This window comes from Georgenia wangjunii (assembly GCF_036421975.1).
In the GTDB taxonomy this organism is placed as follows: domain Bacteria; phylum Actinomycetota; class Actinomycetes; order Actinomycetales; family Actinomycetaceae; genus Georgenia_A; species Georgenia_A wangjunii.
Map to the genome: position 1 here is coordinate 714032 of NZ_JAZGON010000001.1, position 23281 is coordinate 737312.

Below are 23281 nucleotides of genomic sequence, written 5' to 3' on the forward strand. Positions count from 1 at the left end.
GGGTCAGCCGGGGAAGAGCCAGGCGAGTGCGGTGATGCTCTTCGCGGCGTACGCGCCGCGCCCGGCCTCGAGGCCGTAGGCGAGGTCCTCCAGCGCCCCGCACCGGGCGTAGAAGAGCGCGCGCTCCGGCAGACCGCGGTCCTCGTGCCCCGACGCGGTGAGGGCCGTGTCAAGCGCCGCCGGGCCGAGATCGCGCAGGACGAGCCCGAGGTCACGCGCCGGGTCGACGAGCGCGGCGTCGCTCCAGTCGATGAGACCGGTGACGTGCCCTCCCGCGTCGACGAGGACGTGCTCGATCCCGAGGTCGTTGTGAGAGAGGACGGGCTGCCCGGCGGACGGGGGCGGGGCGTCGAGGAACGCGCGGACGGCGGGACGGACGTGCCCGGCGAGGTGGCCGGCGACGGCCGCGTGGTGCTCGGCGGCGTCGGCGAGCCACTCCTCGAGCGCCGTGGCGTCGTGCGCGACGAGCCCCGCGACATCGTCGGCGGGTACGGCGTGGAGGACGGCGAGGACCGCTCCGAGCCGGGCGCCGACGGCCGTGGCGCGTGCCCGGGCGACCTCGGGGAGGTCGAGCAGCGGCCGCCCAGGGAGCAGCGGGTACGCGAGCGCCCCGCGGCCGGGGTCGACGAGGACCGGCTCAGGCACGGCCACCGGTAGCGCCCCCGCGAGGAGCCGGAGGAGCCGGGCCTCCCGCTCGACGTCAGCGAGGTCGCCGCCGTGCGCCCCCGCTGCGCTCCCGTCCGGCGCGCCGTCGTCGTCGTGCGCGAGCGGGAGCCGGACGACGAGCGTGCCGTCGACGAGGAACGTGCCGTGGTCGAGCCCGGAGCCGAGCGGGACGATCGTCGCGGCCGGGACGTCGGGCAGGTGCGCCCGGAGGAGCGCCCGCACCGCCCGCACCGCCCGCACCGCCCGCGCGGCCCACGGGTCGAGCGGGGCGGCGTCGCGCGGCACGGTCGACCTCAGGCGCTCGCGAGGAGCTTGCGGATGCGCTTGTCGGAGACCTTGACCGGCGTGCCGAGCTGCTGGGCGAAGAGGCTGACCCGCAGCTCCTCGATCATCCAGCGGACCTCCTCCAGCGTCGCGGTCCGCGCCGGGTCGGGCGCGCTCCGCTCGGCGGACTCGACCGCCGCGGCGAGCTCGTCCTCGAGCTCGCCGACCCGCCACGCGAGGTCCGCGTCCTGGTGGACGTTGTCCTGCGCCCGCTCCACACGGCGCTGGGCGGCCCGGAGGTAGCGGGGCAGGTGGACGAGCCGGTCGGGCGGGGTCGCCGAGACGAAGCCGGGGTAGACGAGCCGCGCCGCCTGGTCCCGTACGTCGGTGAGGGTGTTGAGGAGGAACATCGACGTCGCCTGCTTGATGGCGACCTCGAGGTGGCGGTGGGCCTCGAGCGCGGCGACGACGTGCCCGACCACCTGGAAGACGCGCTCCTCGAGCTCGCCCCGCACGAAGGCGACGACCGCCCGGTAGGCCTCGGCGTCACGGACGGGGTCACCGCCGTGGTCCGTGGTCCACACGTCCACGAGGGCCCCGACGGCGGCGAGCTGGACGTCCTCGACGAGGGCGGGGGTGCTCGGGTACGGGCTCGCGGCCAGCGTGAGCGCCTGCGTGCCTGTCCACCGCGTGGTGACGCGCTGCGTGCTCAGCGCCGTCTCGAGGAGGACGAGGCGGCGCAGACCGAGCCGGTGCGCGACGGCCTGCTCCCGGGCGTCGGCGAGCAGGCGCAGCGCGACGCCGGCGGGCGCCTTCCCGCGGGCGGGGACGTCGACGAGCGCGGGGTAGGCCCGCACGATGAAGCCCTGCCCGCTCGTCGTCTCGACCTGGCGCGGGATGGTGCCGCCGGGGAGCTCGGGCCAGCCGGTGACACCCTCCTGCTCGGCCAGCCCGCCCCCCGACGGGACGCCGGCGCCGGCCGCCGCACCGGCCGGCACCGGCCCGGCACCACCCGCCGCGGCCGGCGTCGTGCCCGTCGTGCCCCCCGCCTGCCCGGCCCCGCGACCGGTCTGCCCGGCGGCGTCCCGCGCCTCGGCCATCGCCTGCGCGACGGCGCCGCGCACCGCCGACCGCACGGCGCTCTGCGCCTGCGGGGCGAGGCGTCGCTGGAGCGAGAGCAGGCTCTTGCTCTCACCGAGCACCGCGCCCTCCTCGGACAGCACGCGGAACGTCATGCGCAGGTGCGCGGGGAGACGCTCGGCGTCCCACGCGTCGTCGGGCACCTCGACCCCGCGGATCGCGCGGACGGCCCTCGCGAACGCCTCGGTGAACGACGGTGCACCGGGCGGCGCGGGGGCCACCTCGGGCCAGTCGGGCAGGAGGCCGAGGACCTCGCGGGCCACGTCGGGTGCGGGCACGAGCTGGACGCGGATCTTCTTCGGCAGCGCGCGGATCGTCGCGGTCGTCAGCTCGGCGAGGAGGCCGGGGACCATCCAGTCGAACCCCTCGGGGCGCAAGCGGCCGAGCACCGCGATCGGGACGTGGACGGTGACGCCGTCGGCGTCGGCCCCCGGCTCGAACTGGTAGGTGAGGGGGAGGGTGAGGTCCCCCTGGTGCCACGTGTCCGGGAAGTCCGTGCCCGAGACCGCGTCCGCGTCGGGAAGGAGCAGCTCGCGGGTGAACGTCAGAAGCTCGGGCTCGTCGCGCCGGGCCTTCTTCCACCAGGCGTCGAAGTGGCGGGCGGTGACGATGCCCTCGGGCAGGCGCTCGTCGTAGAAGTCGGCGAGGCCCTCGGCGTCGATGACGAGCCCGCGCCGGCGGGCGCGGTGCTCGAGCTCCTCCGCCTCGGCGAGGAGCTCGCGGTTCCGGGCGAAGAACTCGTGGTGGGTACGCCACTCCCCGCCGACGAGCGCGTGCCGGATGAACATCTCCCGGGCGAGCGCCCGCGCCGCGTCGGTCCCCACAGAGGCGAGGGGCACGGTGCGGTCCGCCACGAGGGTCATCCCGTAGAGGAGCACCTTCTCGTGGACCATCGCGGCGCCCTGCTTGCTCGACCAGTACGGCTCGGAGTAGGTCCGCTTGCTCAGGTGCGCCGCGACCGGCTCCACCCACTCCGGCTTGATCCGCGCGACCGTGCGCGCGAAGAGCCGCGACGTCTCGACGAGCTCGGCCGCCATGACCCAGTCGTACGTCTTCTTGACGAGCCCGGAGCCCGGCCAGACGACGAACCGGGTGCCGCGGGCCCCGGCGTAGTCGCGGCGGCGCTCGTCGTAGCTGCCGAGGTTCGAGAGCAGACCCACGAGGAGCGACTGGTGGAGCGCGTCCGCGCTCGCGGCATCGCTCGAGCGACCGACGGCGACGGCGGCGGCCGCGGGGTCCTCGCCGACCTCCTCGGGGTGGGGCAGGGCGAGGGGGCGCATCGTCAGGCCGAGGGGCTTGGCGAGCTGGCGGAGCTGGGCGACGACGTCCTGCCACTCCCGCACGCGCAGGTAGTTGAGGTACTCCGCCCGGCACATCCGGCGGAACGCGGAGCCGGACAGGTCGCGCTGCTGGGTGCGCAGGTAGCGCCAGAGGTTGAGGTAGGACAGGAAGTCCGACGTGGTGTCGGCGAACCGGCGGTGCTTCGCGTCCGCGGCCTGCTGGTGCTCCGTCGGGCGCTCGCGCACGTCCTGGACGCTCAGCGCGGCGACGATGATCATCACCTCTGCCGCGCAACCGTTCGTCTGCGCCTCGAGCAGCATCCGCCCGAGCCGCGGGTCGATGGGAAGCTGGGCGAGCTGGCGGCCGACGTCGGTGAGCCGGGTCCCGCCCGCTGCCCCGGCAGACGGACCCGCCATCGCCCCCGTGGTCCGCCCGGCGGGGCCGGACGGGGCGTCGGTCGCATCCGCGCCGTCGGGGGCCTGGGTGCCCTCGGGGGCCCGCTCGAGGGCGCCGATTTCGTGGAGGAGCTGGACGCCGTCGCGGATCGCACGCGTCTCGGGCGGGTCGACGAACCCGAAGCGCTCGACGTCCCCGAGGCCGAGCGCAGTCATCTGGAGGATGACCGCGGCCAGCGACGTCCGCAGGATCTCCGGCTCGGTGTACTCGGGGCGGGACTCGAAGTCCGAGCGGGCGTACAGGCGGATGGCGATGCCGTCCGCGACGCGGCCGCACCGCCCTGAGCGCTGGTTCGCGCTCGCCTGCGAGATCGGCTCGATCGGCAGCCGCTGGACCTTCGTGCGGTTCGAGTAGCGGGAGATGCGCGCCGTCCCGGGGTCGACGACGTAGCGGATGCCCGGCACGGTCAACGACGTCTCGGCCACGTTCGTCGCGAGGACGACGCGCCGGACGGCGTGCGGCTCGAAGACGCGGTGCTGCTCGGCCGCCGAGAGGCGGGCGTAGAGGGGAATGACCTGGACGGCCGACGGCGGGTGCGCGCCACCCTCGTCCGGGGCGACGTACCGGGCGCCGAGGTGCTCGGCGAGCGCCACGTGGGTGTCCCGGATCTCGCGCTCGCCGGAGAGGAAGACGAGGACGTCACCGGACCCCTCGGCGACGAGCTCGTCGACGGCTTGGCAGATGGCCGTCGGCTGGTCGAGGTTGTCCGCGGGCGGGACGGTGACGCCCACGTCCGTCCCGTCCTCCTCGGTGTCCTCGGTGTCCGGGACGAGCGGGCGGTAGCGGATCTCCACCGGGTAGGTGCGCCCGGAGACCTCGACGACGGGCGCCGGGCGCAGGAGCGGACCCTCGCGGCGGGCGCCCTCGCGCACGCCGAAGTGCTCCGCGAACCGGGCCGAGTCGATCGTCGCCGACGTGATGATGACCTTGAGGTCGGGGCGGTCGGGGAGGAGGCGGGCGAGGTAGCCGAGGATGAAGTCGATGTTGAGGGACCGCTCGTGCGCCTCGTCGACGATGATCGTGTCGTACCGGCGAAGGAGCGGGTCGCGCTGGATCTCGGCGAGGAGGATGCCGTCGGTCATGAGCTTGACGAGGGTCGTCGGCCCCACCTCGTCGGTGAAGCGCACCTGGTAGCCGACGGCGCCGCCCATGCTCACGCCGAGCTCGTCCGCGATGCGCTCGGCGACCGTGCGCGCGGCGATGCGCCGCGGCTGGGTGTGGCCGATGGTCCCGGTGATGCCCCGGCCGAGCTCGAGGCAGATCTTGGGGATCTGGGTGGTCTTTCCCGAGCCCGTCTCGCCCGCGACGATGACGACCTGGTTCTCCGCGATCGCCCGGGCGATGTTCTCCCGGCGGGCGGAGACCGGCAGCTCCTCGGGATAGGTGATGACGGGCAGGGCGGCGCGGCGAGCGGCGAGCTGCTCCTCGCTCGGCGGACGGAAGCCGCGGCGCCCTGACCGCTGCCCGCGCGGAGGGTCGGTGCCCGCGCCGCGGAGCCTCGCGGGCTGCGTGCGGGAGGACTGCGCGCGGGTCTCTTCGGTCCTGACGGCGCCGCTCTCGTCCTCGGCGGTGGCGCGAGGGCCGGACGCGGGACCGCCCGCCCTGCCCCGGCCGCGTCCGCGGCGCCGACCGCGAGGCGAACCCGGCCCGCGCGGGACACCGCCGTCGGGAGAGCCGCCGACGGGCGGCGCCGCCGGCTCTGCACCCTCGTCGTGGCTCACGGTCGACCATTCTCGCCGATGGCCACCCCGGCTGGCACACCCGCCGCGCACGTGGCCTCCGAAGGACCGGCGGGCGCCGGTCGGCGCGCGGCCGCCGGCGCTCCCCGACCGGCGGACGCGGGGTGCGTGCGTGTCGTGTCAGGCGGCGGGTCCCGGCGTGGCGAGGGGCGCGCCGGCGGACCGGCGACCGGGACGCGCCGCGGCGCTCAGCGCCCCGCGGGTCAGGTAGGTCGTGAGCCACGCGGTGTCCATGAGCGACGGGGTGATGCTCCGCGGGGCCGGGGCGCTCACCGTCGGGGCGTGGATGAGGCCGCTCTCTCCGGCGAGCACCCGCCGGTCGATCTCCGCGGCCAGCTCGACGAGGCGCCTGCCGAGGTCGGCATGAGGCATGTGGCTGCCCACGTCCGCTGCGAGCGCCGTGGCCCACTCCTGCTCCAGCACGTCGCTGGGTACGTCCCTCCACGAAGTCATCGAGCACCTCCACCTCGTCGGGGCCTGCCCGTCGCTCGACGGCCTGGCCCCTCGTCACCGAAGCCGGGACGCCCCGCACTGCGTCCGCAGACGCGGCGCGAGCGCCGTGGGGAACGCGCTGGGCTCGGGAGCCGTGGCACGCTCCATACCGATCCTTGCCCTACCCGTGACGTGGTCTCACGGGTTCTCATTGTGGTTCTCACGCGCGGGCAGCCGCAATAGATCAAAGTCGAGAACCGCCGGCGTCTCCCCGGTGCCGGCGCCGGGGAGACGCCGGCCACGACGACCCATCCGCGTACGGGAGGATGGAGGCGTGGGAAGAGTCGTGGGATGGGCGGTGACGCTCCTGCTCGCCGTCGCGGCCGTCATCTCGCTCGACCCCGCGCGCGTCGGGCTCTCGACCGTCGTCCCGGTCGCGCAGGTCCTCCCTTTCCGCACCGTCCTCGCGGCGGCGTTCGTCCTCGCCGGGCTCGCCCTGCTGCTCGCCGCCCTCGCCGGCGCCCTCCGCCGCCGCGGCGGGACGAGGCGCACGGTGCTCGCCGCTGTGCTCCTCCTCGTCGGAGCCGGGCACGGCTGGGTCACGCTCGACCGCGGCGTGACGAACGATGGCGCGCTCGGCGCGGAGCCCGGCGCGGCTGACATCACGGTGCTCACCCTCAACACCTACGGCGGCGCGTCGAGCGCGGAGGAGGTCGCCGTGGCCGCCGTCGACGTCGGTGCCGACGTCCTCACCCTCCCCGAGACGGCCGCCGACGACGCCGCGCGCGTGGCCGCCCTCATCGCCTCCTCCGGAGGCCCCACGTTCCAGGTGTTCGTCCGCACGAGCGGCGGCTGGGACGCCCGCTCGACGGCGCTGCTCGTCAGCGAGCGGCTCGGCCGCTACGCGGAGGCCGAAGGGCCGGGCACGACGCTCGGGTCCGTCCGGGCGGAGCCCGTCGACGGCGCGGGGCCCGTCCTCGTCGCCGTCCACCCCGTCGCGCCCGTGGCGGAGGCGATGGAGGAGTGGGAGGCGGACCTCGAGGCCGTCATGGAGGTGTGCCGCGCGACGCCCGGGGTCATCGTCGCGGGCGACTTCAACGCCACGCTCGACCACGGACCGATGCGCGACGCAGGGGCGTGCGTCGACGGCGCCGTCGCCGCGGGCGTCGGGGGTGTGGCGACGTGGCCGGCGCGGCTTCCCGCGCTCGTCGGCACGACGATCGACCACGTGCTCGTCGACGGCGGTGCGTTCGACGTCGTCGACGGAGCGGTCCTCGAGGTGGGCGGGAGCGACCACCGCGCCGTCGCGGTGCGGATGGCGCCCCGGCCCGCCGCACGCTGAGCCGCACCACCTCGACGCCGCCGTGCCCGCGGGCTGGTCCTCCGGCCGCCGTCGTCTCGTCAGGTGGACGGTCATTGATCGCGGGACGGAACGCCGCCACGATCGCACCACCATCCAGAGCGGCTGAGAGTCCTGGCTCATCGACGCCGCAGCAACCCCCCGTCCCCGGGTGAGGGTGCTTCCGCCAGGTTCGATGGGGGAGTCGACGTCTGTGAGCACCGCTAGCCTCGTGAACGTGCCGACCGCGCGTCCGACCGTCTCGTTCGAGCTCTACCCGCCACGCACCGCCACCGGTGCCGCGGCCGCCTGGGAGACCGTCGAGCGCCTCGCCGGCGCGGCCCCGGACTTCTTCTCCGTCACGTACGGGGCGTCCGGCTCGTCGCGCCGGGCCTCGCGCGACGTCGTCCAGCGGATCCTCGCCGAGACGTCCGTGACGCCGATCGCCCACCTCACGTGCGTGGGCAGCTCGCGCGCCGAGCTGGCGCGGCTCGTCGCCGACCTCCTCGACGACGGCGTGCGGGACTTCCTCGCGCTGCGCGGCGACCCGCCGCAGGGTGAACCCGAGTGGGTGCCACGGCCCGACGGGCTCAACCGCGCGAGCGAGCTCGTCGCCCTCATCCGGCAGGTGGAGGAGGCGCGCCTCGGGCCCGCCGGCGGGGTGAGCATCGCCGTGGCCGCGTACCCGAGCGGCACGACCCACTCCCGCTCCCAGGACGTCCGGGCGCTGCGCGAGAAGCAGGACGCCGGGGCGGACTTCGCCATCACGCAGGTCTTTTACGACGCCGGCGCCTACGTCGACCTGTGCACGGAGGCCCGCGCGGCGGGCGTCCACCTGCCGATCGTCGCCGGCGTCATCCCCGCGACCGACCCCGGACGCCTCACGCGGCTCGCCGAGCTCACGGGCGTCGACGTGCCGCCCGCGCTCCTCGACGCCCTCGCCGTCGAGGACCCGGCGCTCCGCCACGAGCGTGGGATCGCCGCGACGCTGCGTCTCATCGATGCCGTCCTCGCCGCCGGCGCCCCCGGCCTGCACATCTACACGTTCAACCAGCACCGCCCGGCGCTCGACGTCATCGAGCACCTGCGCCGCCGCATCCCGACGTCGCACGACGACGCGTGGCCGTCCCCGGCACCCGTGTACCCGCCCCTGCCCCAGCCCGCCCCCACCGCGTGAGGACCTCATGACCGACACGACGATCCCCAACCTGCCGACGGCGACGATCCTCGGCTACCCGCGCATCGGACCCGACCGCGAGCTCAAGCGCGCGACCGAGTCGTTCTGGGCCGGCCGGTCCGAGGTCGACGACCTCGAGGCCGCCGCCGCCGAGCTGCGCCGGGCCACGCGAGCCCGGCTCGTCGGTCTGGGGCTGGGCCGTGACGACGCCTCCATCCCGAGCGACTTCTCCTACTACGACCAGGTCCTCGACACCGCGACGACGCTCGGCGCGGTCCCGCCCCGGTTCGCCCGCGAGCTCGACGCCGAGGGGCGCCTGGACCTCGCGGGGTACTTCACCGTCGCGCGCGGCGAGGGGGAGCGCGCGCCGCTGGAGATGACGAAGTGGTTCGACTCCAACTACCACTACCTCGTCCCGGAGATCAGTCCGGAGACCGGGTTCCGCCTCGCGGACGACCGCGTCGTGCAGCTCTTCCTCGAGGCCGCGGGCGAGGGCATCACGACCCGCCCGACGATCGTCGGCCCGGTGACGTTCCTTCTCCTGAGCAAGGCCGTCGGGGCCACGCCCGCCGCGGACGGTGCCGCCCCGGTGGTCCCCGCCCCCGAGGGCTTCGACCCGCTCGACCGCCTCGAGGACGTCCTGCCCGTCTACGCCGAGCTGCTCCGCGCCCTCAGCCAGGCCGGCGCGCCGTGGGTCCAGCTCGAGGAGCCCGCCCTCGCCGTCGACACGTGGGACGTGCCACGCGAGCGCGTCCTCGCCGCGACGGCCCGCGCGTACGAGGCGCTGTCCGTCGAGCTGCGCCGCCCCGAGCGGCCCGCCATCTTCGTGCCCGTCTCCTACGGCGCGGCCGACGACGCCCTCGCGGTGCTGGGCGCCACCGACGTCGAGGCCGTCGGCATCGACCTCGTGCGCGGGGACGTTCCGGCACCGGAGGTCCTCGAGACCCTCCGCACGACGATCGTCGTCGCCGGCGTCGTCGACGGGCGCAACGTGTGGCGCGCGGACCTCGACTCCGCGCTCGGCACCCTCGAGCGCCTCGCCGCGGGCCTGCGCCCTGACGCCGTCGCCGAGGGGTGGCTCGCCGTGGCGACCTCGACCTCCCTCCAGCACGTCCCGCACGACGTGGCCGCGGAGCCCAACCTCAGCGACGAGCTGCGCAGCTGGCTGGCCTTCGCCGACCAGAAGGTCGGCGAGGTGAGCACGCTCGCGACCGGCCTCAGCGCGGGACGCGACGCCGTCGCCGACGCGCTCTCCGACGCCGCGCACGCGCGCCGTACCCGGCTCGAGCACTCCGGCGTCACCCGCCCCGACGTCCGTGAGCGCGCCGCCGCCCTCGGCGAGGACGACTACCGGCGCAGCGACTTCGCCGCCCGGACCGAGGCGCAGAACCGCGTCCTCGACCTCCCCCCGCTCCCGACGACGACGATCGGCTCCTTCCCGCAGACGCCGGAGATCCGCCGGGCGCGCGCCGCGCACCGCAAGGGGCAGCTGAGCGCCGAGGAGTACACGGACGAGATGCGCGCGGAGATCCGGCGCGTCGTCGAGCTCCAGGAGGAGATCGGCCTCGACGTCCTCGTGCACGGGGAGCCTGAGCGCAACGACATGGTGCAGTACTTCGCCGAGAACCTCGACGGGTTCGCGGTGACGGAGAACGGCTGGGTGCAGTCCTACGGCACCCGGTGCACGCGGCCGTCGCTGCTGTGGGGCGACGTCACGCGTCCCGCCCCCATCACCGTGGAGTGGGCCACCTACGCGGCGTCGCTCACGGCGAAGCCGGTCAAGGGGATGCTCACCGGACCCGTGACGATCCTCGCGTGGTCCTTCGTCCGCGACGACCAGCCGCTCGCGGACACCGCCACGCAGGTGGCGCTCGCGCTGCGCGAGGAGGTGAGTGACCTCGAGGCGGCAGGAATCGGCATCATCCAGGTCGACGAGCCCGCGCTGCGCGAGCTGCTGCCGCTGCGGGCGGCGGACCAGCCCGCGTACCTCGACTGGTCGGTCGGGTCCTTCCGGCTGGCGACGGCGGGGGTGCGCGACGAGACCCAGATCCACACCCACCTGTGCTACTCCGAGTTCGGCGAGGTCATCGGAGCCATCGACGGCCTCGACGCCGACGTGACGAGCATCGAGGCGGCTCGCTCGAAGATGGAGATCCTCCCGGACCTCGCCTCGTCCGGCTACGCACGCGGCATCGGCCCGGGCGTCTACGACATCCACTCCCCGCGCGTGCCGAGCACCGAGGAGATCGCCGAGCTCCTCGCCGACGCGGCGCGCTCGGTGCCCACCGGCCTGCTGTGGGCGAACCCGGACTGCGGGCTCAAGACCCGCCGGTACGAGGAGGTCACCCCCGCGCTCAAGAACCTCGTCGCAGCGACGGCGCAGGTGCGCGCGGGCCTGTAGACCCGCAGCGCCGGCCCTGCGGGGCCTCAACCTCCCCCTCGCTACAGAACGGGCCCGGCACCGTGGAGGTGCCGGGCCCGTTCACGTGCGTCCCGCCGTCGGGCTCGTCACCCCGGGCGGTCAGGCTCGATGATCAGCGCACGGTGTCGAAGATGCCCCACCCGTTGCCGACCTGGACGCGGGCGCCGAACGTGCCACGACCGGTGCTCGGGTAGATGTACGCGTTCCCCGAGCGGCCGTCGACGCCGAGGATGTCGCTGCGACCGTCGCCGGAGAAGTCACCGACGGCGGAGATGTGGTCGAAGCCCGCCCAGCCGCTACCGATCTGGGTGCGAGCGGACATCGTGTTGCCGGCCCTGCTGTAGTAGGCGTAGAGACGTCCGCTGCTGTCGCGGGCGAAGATGTCCCCGCGGCCGTCGGCGTTGAAGTCGCCACCGTCGAAGATGTCGGTGTAGCCGGCCCAGCCGAAGCCGATCTTGGCGGAGCCGCTGATGCGCCCGGTGCCGCTGCCGTAGTAGACGTGCATGTCGCCGGCTGCGGTCGTCGCGAGGATGTCGGCCCTGCCGTCGCCGTTGAAGTCACCGGGAGAGAAGACGTTGGTGAAGCCGCCCCAGCCGTTGCCGATCTGCACCTTGCCCGCGAAGCCGCTGCCGGTACCGGCGTAGAGGTAGAGCAGGCCGTTCGGGGCGATGGCGAGGATGTCGGCGCGTCCGTCGCCGTTGAAGTCACCGGGTGCGATGAGCTCGTACCCGGTCCAGCCGGTGCCGATGGTCCTCGGGGTTCCCCAGCCGTTGCGGCCGTTGCCGGGGTACAGCGCGAGTCGGCCCGTGGAGCTGATCGTCAGGACGTCGGCCCTGCCGTCACCGTTGTAGTCCTTGTTGCCGGGCGTCCCGGTGGGCGCCGGAGCCGGCGCCGGGGCCGTGCTGCCGGCGTAGGCCGCGAAGTTCTGCGTGGCGTAGTAGCGGCCGGAGGAGGCCATCGCCCAGCCCACGCCGATGTCCGTGAGCGAGGGGTTGAGGATGTTCGCGCGGTGACCCGCCGAGTTCATCCAGCCGTTGAAGACGGCCTGCGGGTTGTTCTGGGAGTGCCAGGCGACGTTCTCGGCGCCGCGCGTCCATCCCGCGGGGTAGCCCGAGGTGAAGTTCGGACGGTGCGACATCGTGTTCGCCGCGGCCTGACGCTGCGACCAGTCCTGTGCGATCGAGGTGAGCGAGCCGTTGACCCGCATCGGGCGCAGGCCGTGCTGGGCACGCGCCTGGTTGACGAGCGAGACGATCGTGTCGGCCTGCGCGGGGGCGGCCTGCGCGCTGGTCGGGACGGCGACGAGGAAGGTGGCGACCAGGCCGAGTGCCATGGCCACGACTAGCATGAGGCGCGAGGTGGAGCGGACGGTAGACGTATGCATGGGGCTCCCTGACAGCGGTGCTGGATGAGGCGGAGGGCCTGGCGAGCGGTGTGATCGGACCGTGCGCTTCGAGGGCCGGTGCTGCGGGCTCTGCGTCCCGGAGGGGGAGGGACCAATCCCGACGGCTTCAGTTTAGCGAGAACCTTGCCGAGCAAGCATGTGAGCCGTATTACGCAAATACCTACATACGTAGACTTCTGGCGCGGGATGTCGCCACATGTGCCGGGCGACAAGCGGATTCGTAGAGAATGTGATACGCGTCACACCCCGTGGGAGGTTCGCTCGCGCGGTGTTTTTACCCAACGCACGCCCCGGATGTTCAAGAGTTGCCGCCCACAGTCTCGACGATCGTCTAGTCGCCGAAAGTTGCTGAACCAGCACGTCGAGATGCGATCTGCGCTGGTGCACGGTTGTCTCGTGGGCAAACTGCCCTCGAGCCCCCGCCGTGCCCCGGCCGGGCGACCGCGGCTCTCCGCGCGCGATGAAGAGGGCGCGCGGGGTGCCCAGCGTCGGCCGGCTCGGACGGCCGCGACTGGGGCGCGCGCAACCCGGCAGACCGGCTCGAGCCGTCAGCGCGCGCTGGTACGCCGGTGCCCATAAGGTGATCAACCAAGAAGTCCGGACTTTGAGGAGGCGCATCGCGATGGGCAAGTTTTCGTTCGTACTGGGCGCCGGTGTCGGTTACCTGCTCGGGACCCGCGCTGGCCGCCAGCAGTTCGAGAAGATCAAGCACGCCAGCAAGAACGTCTGGCAGGACCCGCGGGTCCAGCAGGGCGTGCACAAGGTCGAGGACAAGGTCGGCCAGGTCGCGCGTGAGCAGGGCTCGGCCGTGACCGACAAGGTCGCGGGCATCGTGAAGTCGAAGATCGGCTCCGAGGGTCGCCACAGCGACTCCTCGAGCACGGGCGCGAGCGACTCCGGCGGCACGATGGAGCCGACGCCCCCGCAGCCGGACATCAGCCGCTAGGCCACGCGCACGCGCACGACGACGACGCCGCACCGTTCCGGACTGGGAGGGTGCGGCGTCGTCGTTCGTTCGTGCGGGCGGGCGTGCTCGGCGCGGATCCGACCGGACGGCGGGCCGGCTCGGGTCGGGCCCGGGGCCGGGCGTGCTCGTCGCGGGTCAGGCGGGGTCCACCGCCGTGACGGTGACGGGTACGTTCCCACGGGTGGCCTTGGAGTACGGGCAGACCTGGTGCGCGGCCTCGGCGAGGCGCTGCACCGTCGGCAGGTCCTGCCCGGGGATCGCGACGGCGAGCTCGACCGTGAGGGCGTAGCCGCCGCCCTCCGGGCCGAAGCCCACGGTCGCGGTCACGGTGGAGCCGCTCGCGTCGACACCCTCCTTCTTGGACACGCCGCCGAGCGCGCTGTTGAAGCACGCGGAGTAACCGGCGGCGAAGAGCTGCTCCGGGTTGGTCCCCGTGCCCGGCCCGCCCAGCTCGGACGGCGCCGTCAGTGCGACGTCGAGGACGCCGTCCTCCGAGGTCGCACGCCCACCGCGCCCTCCGGTCGAGGTGACGCGCGCGGTGTAGATGATCTTGTCCGGTGTCTGCTCAGCCATGTCCCCACATGATCATCCCGGTGCGCCGCCCGCCACCGGGGGGTGTGGCTGTGCCTCTGTCGCTGCAGGACTCCCCGGTGCCGGGGAGGTTGTCCCGCCGGCACGGTGGCGCCGGGAGCAGCGCGCCCGCCATGCTGGGTGCTCGCGACGAAGGGCACGACGATGACGGCACCACTACGCACGGCACTGGTCGGCTTCGGGCACGCGGGGCAGGTGTTCCACGCGCCGCTCCTCGCCGATGACCCGGCGTACTCGCTCGATGTCATCGTCACCGCGGACCCGGGCCGCACCGCCATCGCGAACGCGCGGTACCCCGGCGCCCGGGTCGTCCCCTCGGCCACCGACCTGCGCGGGCTGGCCGGGGAACTCGACCTCGTCGTCGTCGCGACGCCGCCGTCGACGCACCTCGAGGTAGCGCACGCTGCGCTCGACGACGGGCTCGCCGTCGTCGTCGACAAGCCGCTGTGCGCGAGCGCGGCGGACGCCGAGGCGCTCGTCGCGCGGGCGGAGCGCCTCGGGGTGCCGCTGACGGTGTTCCACAACCGGCGCTGGGACGCGGAGTTCCTCACCCTGCGGGGCCTCCTCGCGGACGGCGCCCTCGGGGAGGTCTTCCGGTTCGAGTCCCGCATCGACCGGTGGAAGACGGCCGAGACCAAGCCGTGGAAGGCAGCGGCCACCACCGCCGAGGCCGGCGGCGTGCTCTACGACCTCGGCACCCACCTCATCGACCAGGCGATCACGCTCTTCGGGCCGGTGGTCGACGTGCACGCCGAGATCGACGTCCGGCGGCCGCACGCCGGCACCGACGACGACGTCTTCGTCGCGCTCACGCACGCGAACGGCGTCCGCAGCCACATCTCGGCGGGCAACGTCGCGGCCCAGGCCGGCCCGCGCATGCGCGTGCTCGGCTCGCGGGCGGCGTTCGTCAAGCAGGTCGGTGACGGCCAGGAGGCGGCTCTCACCGCGGGGGCGGTGCCGTCGGACACCGGTTACGGCGTGGAGCCGGCGTCGACGTGGGGGACGCTCGGCGTCGGCGAGGACGCCGAGCCGGTCCCGACCGAGCGCGGCAGCTACGACGCCTTCTACGCCGAGCTCGCCCGGGCCCTGCGGGAGGATGGTCCGCTCCCGGTCGACCCCCGCGACGCCGTCGCCGTCATCGCTCTCATCGAGGGCATCCACCGGACCGCGGGGCGCGCCTGAGGGGACCACGTGCACCGGGCTACGCGCCGACGTCTCCCGCCGGCCGGATGGACCTGGGATCCTGGGTCCGTGACGACGCCCGAGCCCCGCCCCGACATCCCGCAGGACGACGACGCACCTCGCCCGGAGCCGACGCGGGCGCAGGTGCGGCGCTGGCGGGGGCACCTCGCCGACGAGCAGGCTGAGGCCGCCGTCTACCGGGACCTTGCCGGGCGTCGCACCGGCGAGGAGCGCGAGATCCTCCTCGCGCTCGCCGAGGCGGAAGGGCGGCACGAGGCCCACTGGCGCGCGCTCCTCGGCGACCGTGCGGGTCGCCCCCGCGGGGGCGACCCCCGCGCCCGGGTGCTCGGCTGGCTCGCCCGCCGGTTCGGCTCCGTCTTCGTCCTCGCGCTCGCGCAGCGGGCCGAGTCCCGCTCCACCTACGACACCGACGACGACGCGACGCAGGCCATGGCCGCCGACGAGCGCATCCACGAGGAGGTCGTGCGCTCGCTCGCCACGCGCGGTCGGAACCGGATGTCGGGGATGTTCCGCGCGGCCGTCTTCGGCGCCAACGACGGCCTCGTCTCCAACCTCGCACTCGTCCTCGGCATCGGCGCGACCGGGGTGTCGAACCAGACCGTCCTGTTCACCGGCATCGCCGGGCTGCTCGCGGGGGCGCTGTCGATGGGTGCGGGTGAGTACGTCTCGGTTCGCTCGCAGCGCGAGCTGCTGGAGGCCTCGCGCCCGGGCCCGCAGGCGGCCGCTGCCATCCCGCACCTCGACGTCGACGCGAACGAGCTCGCGCTCGTGTACCGGGCACGCGGGATGAGCGCGGAGGAGGCGGCCGAGCACGCCGCCGAGGTCCTCGAGGACCAGTCGACGCCGCGGCGCACCACGCCGGCGACAAAGGACTACGAGGAGATCGGCACGGGCTGGAACGCCGCGTTCTCCAGCTTCCTCTTCTTCGCCTCCGGGGCGCTCCTGCCCGTGCTGCCCTACCTCTTCGGCCTGAGCGGCATGACGGCGATCGTCGTCGCGACCGTCATCGTCGGTGCGGCGCTGCTGCTCACGGGGGCGACGGTGGGCGTCCTTTCCGGTGCCCCGCCGCTGCGCCGTGCGCTGCGCCAGCTCGGGATCGGCTACGGCGCCGCCGCGGCGACGTACCTCCTAGGCCTCGCCTTCGGCGCCACGGTGAGCTGATCGACCGACGAGGTGTCGGCGCGTCACTCCACCGCCCGGGCCCGCCCCGCACCCGCCCGTCCGACGTGGCCGAGGGCGTCGACCATCGTCGATGCCCCCAGCGGGTGGTCTGACGCGCGCTCGCGTCGGTCGACCTGAGTCGATTCCCGTCCGGAGTGGCGGGGGTGCCGCAATCGCGGGCGAGCACCGCCCCGGGCAGTCTCGCAGCGCGGGGAATTCGGTTGTTCATCGTGTCGAAATCTGGCGCTGACTTTCGTCTAACTCGTGCCCGGAACTGGCGACGTTGGTCTATCTCGAAATCCTTGTCCGGCCGGACGCTCCGCCGCTAGCGTCATCCACGTCAGCGCGGGCCGGTTACGTTCCCTGGTCCGTGATGACCGACGGCATGTGCCGCCGGGGTGAAGGTCATGGGCTGCAGGCCACGGCTTCTCAAATACCCATCCGCAGTTCCTCCCATGGGATCACACATCCATCCAGACATTGCAGGGGAGAAACACGATGAACAGTTTGGTCACGCAGTGGAAGGACCCGCTCGCGGCGCGCACCGATGCGCACCCGGCCGGCGTTGTTCTGCTCGACGACGAGGAGATGGGCCAGCTCAACGGTGGCTGGTCGACGAGCATCCCGTGCGCGGGGTTCATCGTCACGACGATCACGGCCTGCTTCAACGACACGGTGGTCTTCGGGTCGTGCAAGCTCGGCACACGCGGCTGCTGCCGGTAAGGGGGCGAGTGATGAGCACGATCGACGCATGGAAGAACCCTCTCCTGCGTTCCGGCGCGGACGTCTCGCACCCGAGCGGCAGCGTGGACCTGACGGAGCTGTCCGACCTCGAGCTCTCCGGCGCGGCCGGAGGGGTGGGCACGAACGTCGCCGGCACCTTCGGGTGCTGCTGGTGCATGCCGTGGTACTCGAGCTGGACGAAGTGCGGCCTCGTCTGCAGCAGCAAGTGCAAGTGGTAGTCGCCTGATGCGCCAGACCGGCACCGGGCCGGCCAGCCCGAGCACCCGGTGCCGGTCCGGCCTCACGAATCGAGAGCATTGATCACATGACCTCCCTCATCCCTTCCCTCCAGGCCGACGCCGCGGCACCCGTCGTCTCCGCTGCGCCCACGACGATGACGCCGTCGGGCTCCGCGCCGCTCCCGTGGCAGCGTGCCGCCACGCTCGCCGAGCGCCTCGACTCTGCCCCCACCGAGCCCGACGACGAGCTCGGCCGCCTGCGGTACGCCCGCTGGCGCACCCTGCCGGCCTTCCGCGCGCCCGGCGCCACCGAAGAGAGCGCGATCCGCCCCCTCGGCGTGACCCCCGAGCTCTTGCGCGAGCTGCTCGGCGAGCCCGACGCGTCGCTGCGCGCCCGGCTCGGGGACGCCCCCGCGTGGGTCCGGACCTTCGAGGAGCTGTGGGCCACCGGCACGCGCCAGATGGAGGAGGACCGCGAGCACATCCCGGACCTGCGCCTCCTGGCCCCGGTCCTGCCGCTCGTCCTCGGTGCACGGGTCGCACTCGCCGAGCGAGCCCGGGCGGCCCTCGGCGCGGGGAGCTCCCGGTACCTCGACGCCGACCTCGCCGAGCAGGTCGTCACGGCGATGGTCGACGACCCGCCCATGGACGAGCTGTCCCTCATCGTCGTGCCGACGACCGTCCTCGAGGTCAACGTCGCCCGCGAGAGCGGGCTCCTGCACGGTGAGACACCGCAGGAGCGGTTCGACGACTTCGTCCACCTCATGAGCAATCCCGAGCGGTCGCGCGCGCTGCTCGCGGAGTACCCCGTCCTCGCGCGGGCCGCGACGGAGCGGCTCACGTTCTGGATCGAGCGGCGCACGGAGCTCGCGGAGCACCTCGTCGCGGACCTCGACGCGATCGTCGAGACGCTGTGGCACCGGCCGCCGTCGACGCTCACCGTCGACTTCGGCCAGGGCGACAGCCACCGGCGCGGACGCAGCGTCGCCATCGTGCGCACAGACGCCGGCGCCGTCGTCTACAAGCCGCGCCGCTCGGACATGGACGCCGCCTACGGCGACGTCGTCGACTGGTTCAACCGGCACACCCCTCAGCTGGACCTCGGCCTGCCGCTGCGCATCGGGCGGGGGGACTACGCGTGGTTCGAGTTCGTCGTCGCGCAGCCCGTCACCGACGACGACGCCGCGGACCGCTGCGTGTGGCGGGCCGGTGCCACGAACGCCATCATGCACGCGCTCCAGGCCACGGACATGCACCACGAGAACCTCGTGCTCGCCGGCGAGCACCCGTACCCGGTGGACCTCGAGTCGCTCCTGCACACGGACAAGCGGTACGCGACCGTCGTCGAGCAGGTCGTCCCGAACATCGCGCACGAGGCGCTCAACGGGTCCGCGCTGTCCGTCGGCATCCTGCCCAACACGATCATCACGGGCCACGGCGCGGACGTCGTCGCCACGGACATCACGCCGCTCGGGTACCGCGGCGGGCAGGTCGGCAACCTCACGATGGCGCAGGTCCAGGGCGACGAGACGGACGAGGTGCGCCTCGGCAACGCGCGCCCCCCGCTCGACCCGGAGGACGCCGACGACGCGGACCGCCCCGCGGACGGCTTCCTCCTGCGGCCGGAGGCGTTCGAGAGCGGGTTCACCGCGGCCTACGCCCTCATTGCCTCGCAGCGCGCGGAGTGGGCGGCGCCCGGCGGCCTCCTCGACGGCTTCCGCGGCGCGCGGACCCGGTACATCCCGCGGCCCACGATGATCTACGCCAAGGTCCTCAGCGAGTCCTACCACCCGGACTTCATGCGGGACGGACTCGACCGGGCGCTGTGCCTGGGCAAGCTCCTCGCGGGCTACACCGACCGGCCGGTGCGCGATGCGATGATCGCCGGCGAGGTCGACGACCTGCTCGTCGGCGACATCCCGTTCTTCGAGATCGACGTCGCCACGGGGAGCATCCTGCGCCTCGACGGCGAGGAGTCGATCGAGCGCGACGGCGACACCCCTCTCGAGGTGGTGCGCGCCGTCGTCGGCGCGATGGGCCCGGCCGATGCCGAGATCCAGCGCCAGGTCATCCGGTACAGCTTTGCCTCCGCGCTGCTCGCCGGGCGCGACGCGACGGGGTCCGACGCGCACGCCGAGGACGAGGTCGACCTCGCTGCGCTCCTGCCGCCGACGATGCCGGACCCGGCCCGCCGGGAGGAGAAGATCGAGGCGGCGCTCGAGGTCTCCCAGCTCCTGCTCGACCGGATGGTCCGCCGCCCGGGCGGGGTCGGGTGGCTCTCCCTCACCGCCGTCGCGGAGCGGCACTGGGTCATCAGCCCCGCTGTCATGGACACGTACGCGGGCCTGAGCGGCATCGGCCTCGGCCTCACCGCCGTCGGGCAGATCGCCGGAGACGAGCGGATCTCCGCCGCCGCCGAGGAGGTCATGGACCAGGTGGTCGGCTACGACCCCCTCATCCTCACCGACCCGACCTCCATCGAGAAGACGCGCGAGGCGTTCGGGACCGGCGCCTACGGGCACCTCACCGGCATGGCGGTGGCCCTCGCCCACACCGGCGCCCGGTTCGGGCGTGCCGACTACACCCGGACGGCGCTGCGGGCGCTGGACCTCATGGCCCACCTCGCGGACACAGACACGGACCATGACATCGTCGCCGGCAACGCCGGCGCCGTCCTCGGGGTCCTCGCCGTCATGGAGCGGGCGGAGGTGCCCGGGGGCCGGGCGATCCTCAGCCGGCTCGTCCGGCGGCTCATCGACGCGGGCCAGGAGCGCGACGGCCGGTGGAGCTGGCCCCAGGCGGGCGGCGGGACACCGCTCGTCGGCTTCTCCCACGGCACGACCGGGATCGCGCTCGCCCTCGCCCGCGCCGGACGCCTCCTCGGCGACCGGGACGCCGCAACGGTCGCCGCTGGGGCCCTCGAGTACGACCGCCAGCACCTCGTGCGGGCCACGGGCGACTGGGTGGACCTGCGCACGGAGGCGCGAGACACGGACGACGGTGAGATGCACATGCGGGCGTGGTGCCACGGCAGCCCCGGCGCCGGCCTCGGCCGCGCAGAGCTCGTCGCCCTCGACCTCCTGCCCGCCGTGCGCGAGCCGGTCGAGGCCGAGCTCGCGCTCGCGGCCCGGGCGACGGCCGAGGCGGTCCTCTACCGGCCCGGCGAGCCGGTCGGTACGGGCAACCACTCGCTGTGCCACGGCGACATCGGCAACCTCCTCGCGCTCGAGGCGATGTGGGCGCCGTCCATGGCGCCGGGCGAGGTCGCCGAGCGCACCGGCCGGACGTGGGCCGACCTCATGCGGCGCGGGCGGGACGAGGGGTGGGCGTGCGGGGTCCCCGCGGGCGTCGTCGTCCCCGGGCTCATGATGGGCCTGGCCGGGATCGCGTGGGGGTTCGCCTACGGGGCGGCGCCCGAGGGCCAGCTCGACGTCCTCACCCTGCGCACCCGCGTCCAGGGCGGGGGTGCGGCGTGAGCGCCGTCGTCCGGCCGCCGCGCCGCGACGCGACCCTGCCCGAGTTCCCCCCGAAACGGCTGACGATCGTCCTCACCCTCGTGACGACGGCGGCGCTCGTCGCGTGCGTCCTGCTCGTCCGCGTGCCGCAGGTGGCCGAGCTGACGCTCGTCGGCGTCCGGGCGGACGAGCTGCGCGTCGCCGGGCTCAATGTGCCCGAGCTCGAGGACGGTGACCGCGTGACCATCTGGGTCGGCGAGACCGAGGTGAGCGGCACCGCCTCCGGCCTCGAGGCGATCCCCGAGAGCGAGGCGCACGCCTTCCTCCTCGACCTCGACGAGAACCTCGTCGACGTACCGGTCCAGTACTCGACGGCGCGCGCCGACTTCGGCGCGACGAGCGTCCTGGATGCCCTCGTCGGGCAGTGGTGAGGATGGGCATGCGCACGCGACGACGGATCCCCATCCAGCTCCAGGCCACCCCGACGGAGTGCGGTCTGGCCTGCCTCGCGATGATCTCGTCCTTCCATGGGCGGGCGACCACGGTGAGCGAGGTCCGCCGCGCCATCGACGTGGGCCGCGACGGCGCGAGCCTCAAGCAGATCAAGGACCACGCCCAGGCCGAGGGGCTCGTCGTCCAGGCGGTGCGGTGCCCCATCGAGCACGTCCCGACCCTGCCGCGCGCCACCCTCATCACGTGGACGAGCTCGCACTTCGTCGTCCTCGACCGGGTGACGAGCCGCGGCGTGCGGATCCTCGACCCGGCCGACGGCGAGCTGGTCGTCACCCACGAGGAGTTCGCCCAGTCCTACACGGGCGTCGCGCTCACCTTCACCCCGGGCCCGGAGTTCGAGCCACGGCGGCGCTCCGGCCTCGGGTTCCGCCGGTTCGTCGCGCCGTACGTGCCCCGGGCGCGGGCGAAGCTCGCCGGGCTCATCGCGCTGGGCTTCGTGCTCACCGCCGTCGGCGCGATCCCGGCGCTGCTGACGAAGGTCGTCGTCGACAGCCTCGTCCCGGCGGGCGACGTCGGGCCGATCGGTGCGATGGTCGGCATCAGCGCCGCCTTCGCGCTGTCCTACCTCTTCACCGGGCTCCTGCGCGCCGAGCTCCTCCTCTGGCTGGAGAAACGGCTGGACGCCTCCCTCATGGCGGGCATCCTCGACCACCTGCTCGTCCTGCCGTACCGCTACTTCCAGCAGCGCAGCACCGGCGACCTCCTCGTGCGGTTCTCGAGCACGGCCTACATCCGCGACGTCCTGAGCGGGCGCCTGCTGCCCATGGTCATCGACGCGGTCTTCGTCGTCGTCTACCTCGCGTTCATCGCGGCGAACTCGCTCGTCTACGCCGGGCTCATCCTCGCCGTCATCGTCATCCAGGCCGTCGTCATCGCGGCGTTCGCGGCACCGGCCCGCCGCCAGGCCGAGCGGGAGATGGCGGAGATGTCCGCCTCGCAGAGCGTGCTGCTCGAGACGATCCGGGCCGTGGAGACCGTCAAGAGCCTCGGCACCGAGGACCAGGCGTACCGCCGCTGGGGGGCATCGTTCGCGCGTCAGCTCGACGCCGGCGCACGCCGGACGCGCCTGGACAACACCCTGGGTAACCTCCTCGACTCCGTCTCCTACATCGTGCCGGTGCTCATGCTCCTGCTCGGTGCCGTCATGGTCATCAACGGCGAGCTGAGCCTGGGCACGATGCTCGCACTCAACTCCCTCGCGGGGATGGCGCTCGGGCCGGTGCGCTCCATCGGGATGAACCTCCAGGTACTCCAGACCGTCCGGGTCCACCTCGCCCGGCTGCGCGACATCCTCGACGAGAACCCCGAGGACACCCACGAGGACATGCCCGAGCGGGAGCTGCGCGGGGCTATCGACGTCGAGAACGTCTCCTTCCGCTACGGCGACTCCTCCCCGTACGTCCTCGACGGCATCGACTGCCGCATCCGGGCGGGGGAGTTCGTCGCCGTCATCGGCCCGAGCGGGTCGGGCAAGAGCACGCTCGCCCGCCTGCTCCTCGGGCTCCTCGACCCGTCTACCGGGCAGGTCCGCTACGACGGCGTGCCGATGGATGAGATGAAGCTCTCCTACCTGCGGCGCCAGTGCGGGATGGTCACCCAGGACTCGGAGGTGACGAGCGGGTCGCTCCTGTCGAACATCCGCGCAGGGCGCGAGGAGGTGAGCGACGAGGACGCCGTCGCGGCAGCGCAGGTCGCCGCGCTCGCGGAGGACGTGGCTGCCATGCCCATGGGGTTCGACACCCCGCTCGGGGAGTCCGGCGTCGGGCTCTCCGGTGGGCAGCGCCAGCGCCTCGCCATCGCGCGCGCGGTGGCCGGGTCGCCGAAGATCCTCGTTCTCGACGAGGCGACGAGCCACCTCGATGCTCCCACCGAGCAGCGCATCACGGAGCAGCTCGAGCGGCTGCCCGTCACGAGGGTCGTCATCGCCCACCGGCTGAGCACGGTCGTCAACGCTGACCGGATCATCCTCATGCGCGGTGGCCGGGTGGCGTGCAGCGGCACCCATGCCGAGATGCTCGGGCAACCGGAGTACGTCAGCTTTATCGGAAACCAGCTGGGCCGACCGGCCGTGGGAGCACTCCCGTGAGCGGCCGCAACGAAAGGACAGG

General features: G+C 73.7%; 16 protein-coding genes and 1 riboswitch. Of the genes, 11 read left to right on the forward strand and 5 right to left on the reverse strand.

Features of this window, described 5'->3' with window-relative positions; all coding sequences use genetic code 11:
• Positions 1-3 precede the first annotated feature (3 nt).
• The 3 genes from V2J63_RS03245 to V2J63_RS03255 all read right to left on the reverse strand — a co-directional run bounded on the left by V2J63_RS03245 (position 4) and on the right by V2J63_RS03255 (position 5999).
• Complete coding sequence (locus V2J63_RS03245; RefSeq protein ID WP_331229533.1) at positions 4-951, reverse strand: phosphotransferase family protein; 948 nt, start codon at positions 949-951, stop codon at positions 4-6.
• Between the two features lie 8 nt (positions 952-959).
• Entirely contained in the window at positions 960-5528 is a 4569-nt protein-coding gene (gene hrpA / locus V2J63_RS03250) for an ATP-dependent RNA helicase HrpA (RefSeq protein WP_331229534.1), read from the reverse strand.
• Between the two features lie 138 nt (positions 5529-5666).
• A complete protein-coding gene (locus V2J63_RS03255) occupies positions 5667-5999 on the reverse strand; it encodes a hypothetical protein (RefSeq protein ID WP_331229535.1) in 333 nt (110 codons plus the stop codon).
• Between the two features lie 313 nt (positions 6000-6312).
• Here V2J63_RS03255 and V2J63_RS03260 point away from each other — a divergent pair, with 313 nt between their 5' ends.
• The 3 genes from V2J63_RS03260 to metE all read left to right on the forward strand — a co-directional run bounded on the left by V2J63_RS03260 (position 6313) and on the right by metE (position 10895).
• Positions 6313-7320: an endonuclease/exonuclease/phosphatase family protein gene (locus tag V2J63_RS03260; protein ID WP_331229536.1), complete on the forward strand. Its 1008-nt coding sequence runs from the start codon at positions 6313-6315 to the stop codon at positions 7318-7320.
• A gap of 107 nt (positions 7321-7427) precedes the next feature.
• Positions 7428-7520, forward strand: a riboswitch (SAM riboswitch).
• 35 nt (positions 7521-7555) lie between these two features.
• Entirely contained in the window at positions 7556-8494 is a 939-nt protein-coding gene (locus tag V2J63_RS03265; RefSeq protein ID WP_331229537.1) for a methylenetetrahydrofolate reductase, read from the forward strand.
• A 7-nt stretch (positions 8495-8501) separates the two neighbouring features.
• Positions 8502-10895: a 5-methyltetrahydropteroyltriglutamate--homocysteine S-methyltransferase gene (metE, locus tag V2J63_RS03270; protein WP_331229538.1), complete on the forward strand. Its 2394-nt coding sequence runs from the start codon at positions 8502-8504 to the stop codon at positions 10893-10895.
• Positions 10896-11028: 133 nt separating this feature from the next.
• Here the strand turns inward: metE and V2J63_RS03275 are convergent, their stop codons facing one another.
• The gene (locus V2J63_RS03275; protein ID WP_331229539.1) at positions 11029-12249 is read right to left on the reverse strand and encodes an FG-GAP-like repeat-containing protein; all 1221 of its coding nucleotides are present in this window, start codon (positions 12247-12249) and stop codon (positions 11029-11031) included.
• A 694-nt stretch (positions 12250-12943) separates the two neighbouring features.
• Between V2J63_RS03275 and V2J63_RS03280 the strand changes: the two genes are divergently transcribed.
• Complete coding sequence (locus V2J63_RS03280; RefSeq protein ID WP_331229540.1) at positions 12944-13267, forward strand: YtxH domain-containing protein; 324 nt, start codon at positions 12944-12946, stop codon at positions 13265-13267.
• Positions 13268-13423: 156 nt separating this feature from the next.
• Here V2J63_RS03280 and V2J63_RS03285 read toward each other — a convergent pair whose 3' ends face one another.
• Complete coding sequence (locus V2J63_RS03285) at positions 13424-13861, reverse strand: organic hydroperoxide resistance protein (RefSeq protein WP_331229541.1); 438 nt, start codon at positions 13859-13861, stop codon at positions 13424-13426.
• Between the two features lie 138 nt (positions 13862-13999).
• Between V2J63_RS03285 and V2J63_RS03290 the strand changes: the two genes are divergently transcribed.
• From V2J63_RS03290 to V2J63_RS03320, 7 genes are all read left to right on the forward strand, one after another.
• Entirely contained in the window at positions 14000-15061 is a 1062-nt protein-coding gene (locus tag V2J63_RS03290) for a Gfo/Idh/MocA family oxidoreductase (RefSeq protein ID WP_331229542.1), read from the forward strand.
• A 69-nt stretch (positions 15062-15130) separates the two neighbouring features.
• Positions 15131-16243 (forward strand): VIT1/CCC1 transporter family protein, encoded by a 1113-nt coding sequence (locus V2J63_RS03295; protein ID WP_434056274.1) that lies wholly within the window; start codon positions 15131-15133, stop codon positions 16241-16243.
• Between the two features lie 498 nt (positions 16244-16741).
• Positions 16742-16966, forward strand: coding sequence for a hypothetical protein (locus V2J63_RS03300; RefSeq protein WP_331229543.1), 225 nt, complete (start codon positions 16742-16744; stop codon positions 16964-16966).
• Between the two features lie 11 nt (positions 16967-16977).
• On the forward strand, positions 16978-17205 hold the full coding sequence (locus V2J63_RS03305) for a mersacidin/lichenicidin family type 2 lantibiotic (protein ID WP_331229544.1): 228 nt from the start codon (positions 16978-16980) through the stop codon (positions 17203-17205).
• An 86-nt stretch (positions 17206-17291) separates the two neighbouring features.
• Positions 17292-20681, forward strand: a complete 3390-nt coding sequence (lanM, locus tag V2J63_RS03310; RefSeq protein ID WP_331229545.1) for a type 2 lanthipeptide synthetase LanM — start codon at positions 17292-17294, stop codon at positions 20679-20681.
• A complete protein-coding gene (locus V2J63_RS03315; RefSeq protein ID WP_331229546.1) occupies positions 20678-21091 on the forward strand; it encodes a hypothetical protein in 414 nt (137 codons plus the stop codon). The genes lanM and V2J63_RS03315 overlap by 4 nt, the downstream gene beginning before the upstream one ends.
• Before the next feature lie 8 nt (positions 21092-21099).
• Positions 21100-23259 (forward strand): peptidase domain-containing ABC transporter, encoded by a 2160-nt coding sequence (locus tag V2J63_RS03320; RefSeq protein ID WP_331229547.1) that lies wholly within the window; start codon positions 21100-21102, stop codon positions 23257-23259.
• Positions 23260-23281 lie beyond the last annotated feature (22 nt).

Bases quoted from the DNA above. Each gene is read 5' to 3' on its own strand.
- V2J63_RS03255 (WP_331229535.1), bottom strand. From the start codon at position 5,999: ATGACTTCGTGGAGGGACGTACCCAGCGACGTGCTGGAGCAGGAGTGG.
- metE (WP_331229538.1), top strand. From the start codon at position 8,502: ATGACCGACACGACGATCCCCAACCTGCCGACGGCGACGATCCTCGGC.
- V2J63_RS03275 (WP_331229539.1), bottom strand. From the start codon at position 12,249: ATGGCACTCGGCCTGGTCGCCACCTTCCTCGTCGCCGTCCCGACCAGC.
- V2J63_RS03280 (WP_331229540.1), top strand. From the start codon at position 12,944: ATGGGCAAGTTTTCGTTCGTACTGGGCGCCGGTGTCGGTTACCTGCTC.
- V2J63_RS03285 (WP_331229541.1), bottom strand. From the start codon at position 13,861: ATGGCTGAGCAGACACCGGACAAGATCATCTACACCGCGCGCGTCACC.
- V2J63_RS03300 (WP_331229543.1), top strand. From the start codon at position 16,742: ATGAACAGTTTGGTCACGCAGTGGAAGGACCCGCTCGCGGCGCGCACC.
- V2J63_RS03305 (WP_331229544.1), top strand. From the start codon at position 16,978: ATGAGCACGATCGACGCATGGAAGAACCCTCTCCTGCGTTCCGGCGCG.
- lanM (WP_331229545.1), top strand. From the start codon at position 17,292: ATGACCTCCCTCATCCCTTCCCTCCAGGCCGACGCCGCGGCACCCGTC.
- V2J63_RS03320 (WP_331229547.1), top strand. From the start codon at position 21,100: ATGCGCACGCGACGACGGATCCCCATCCAGCTCCAGGCCACCCCGACG.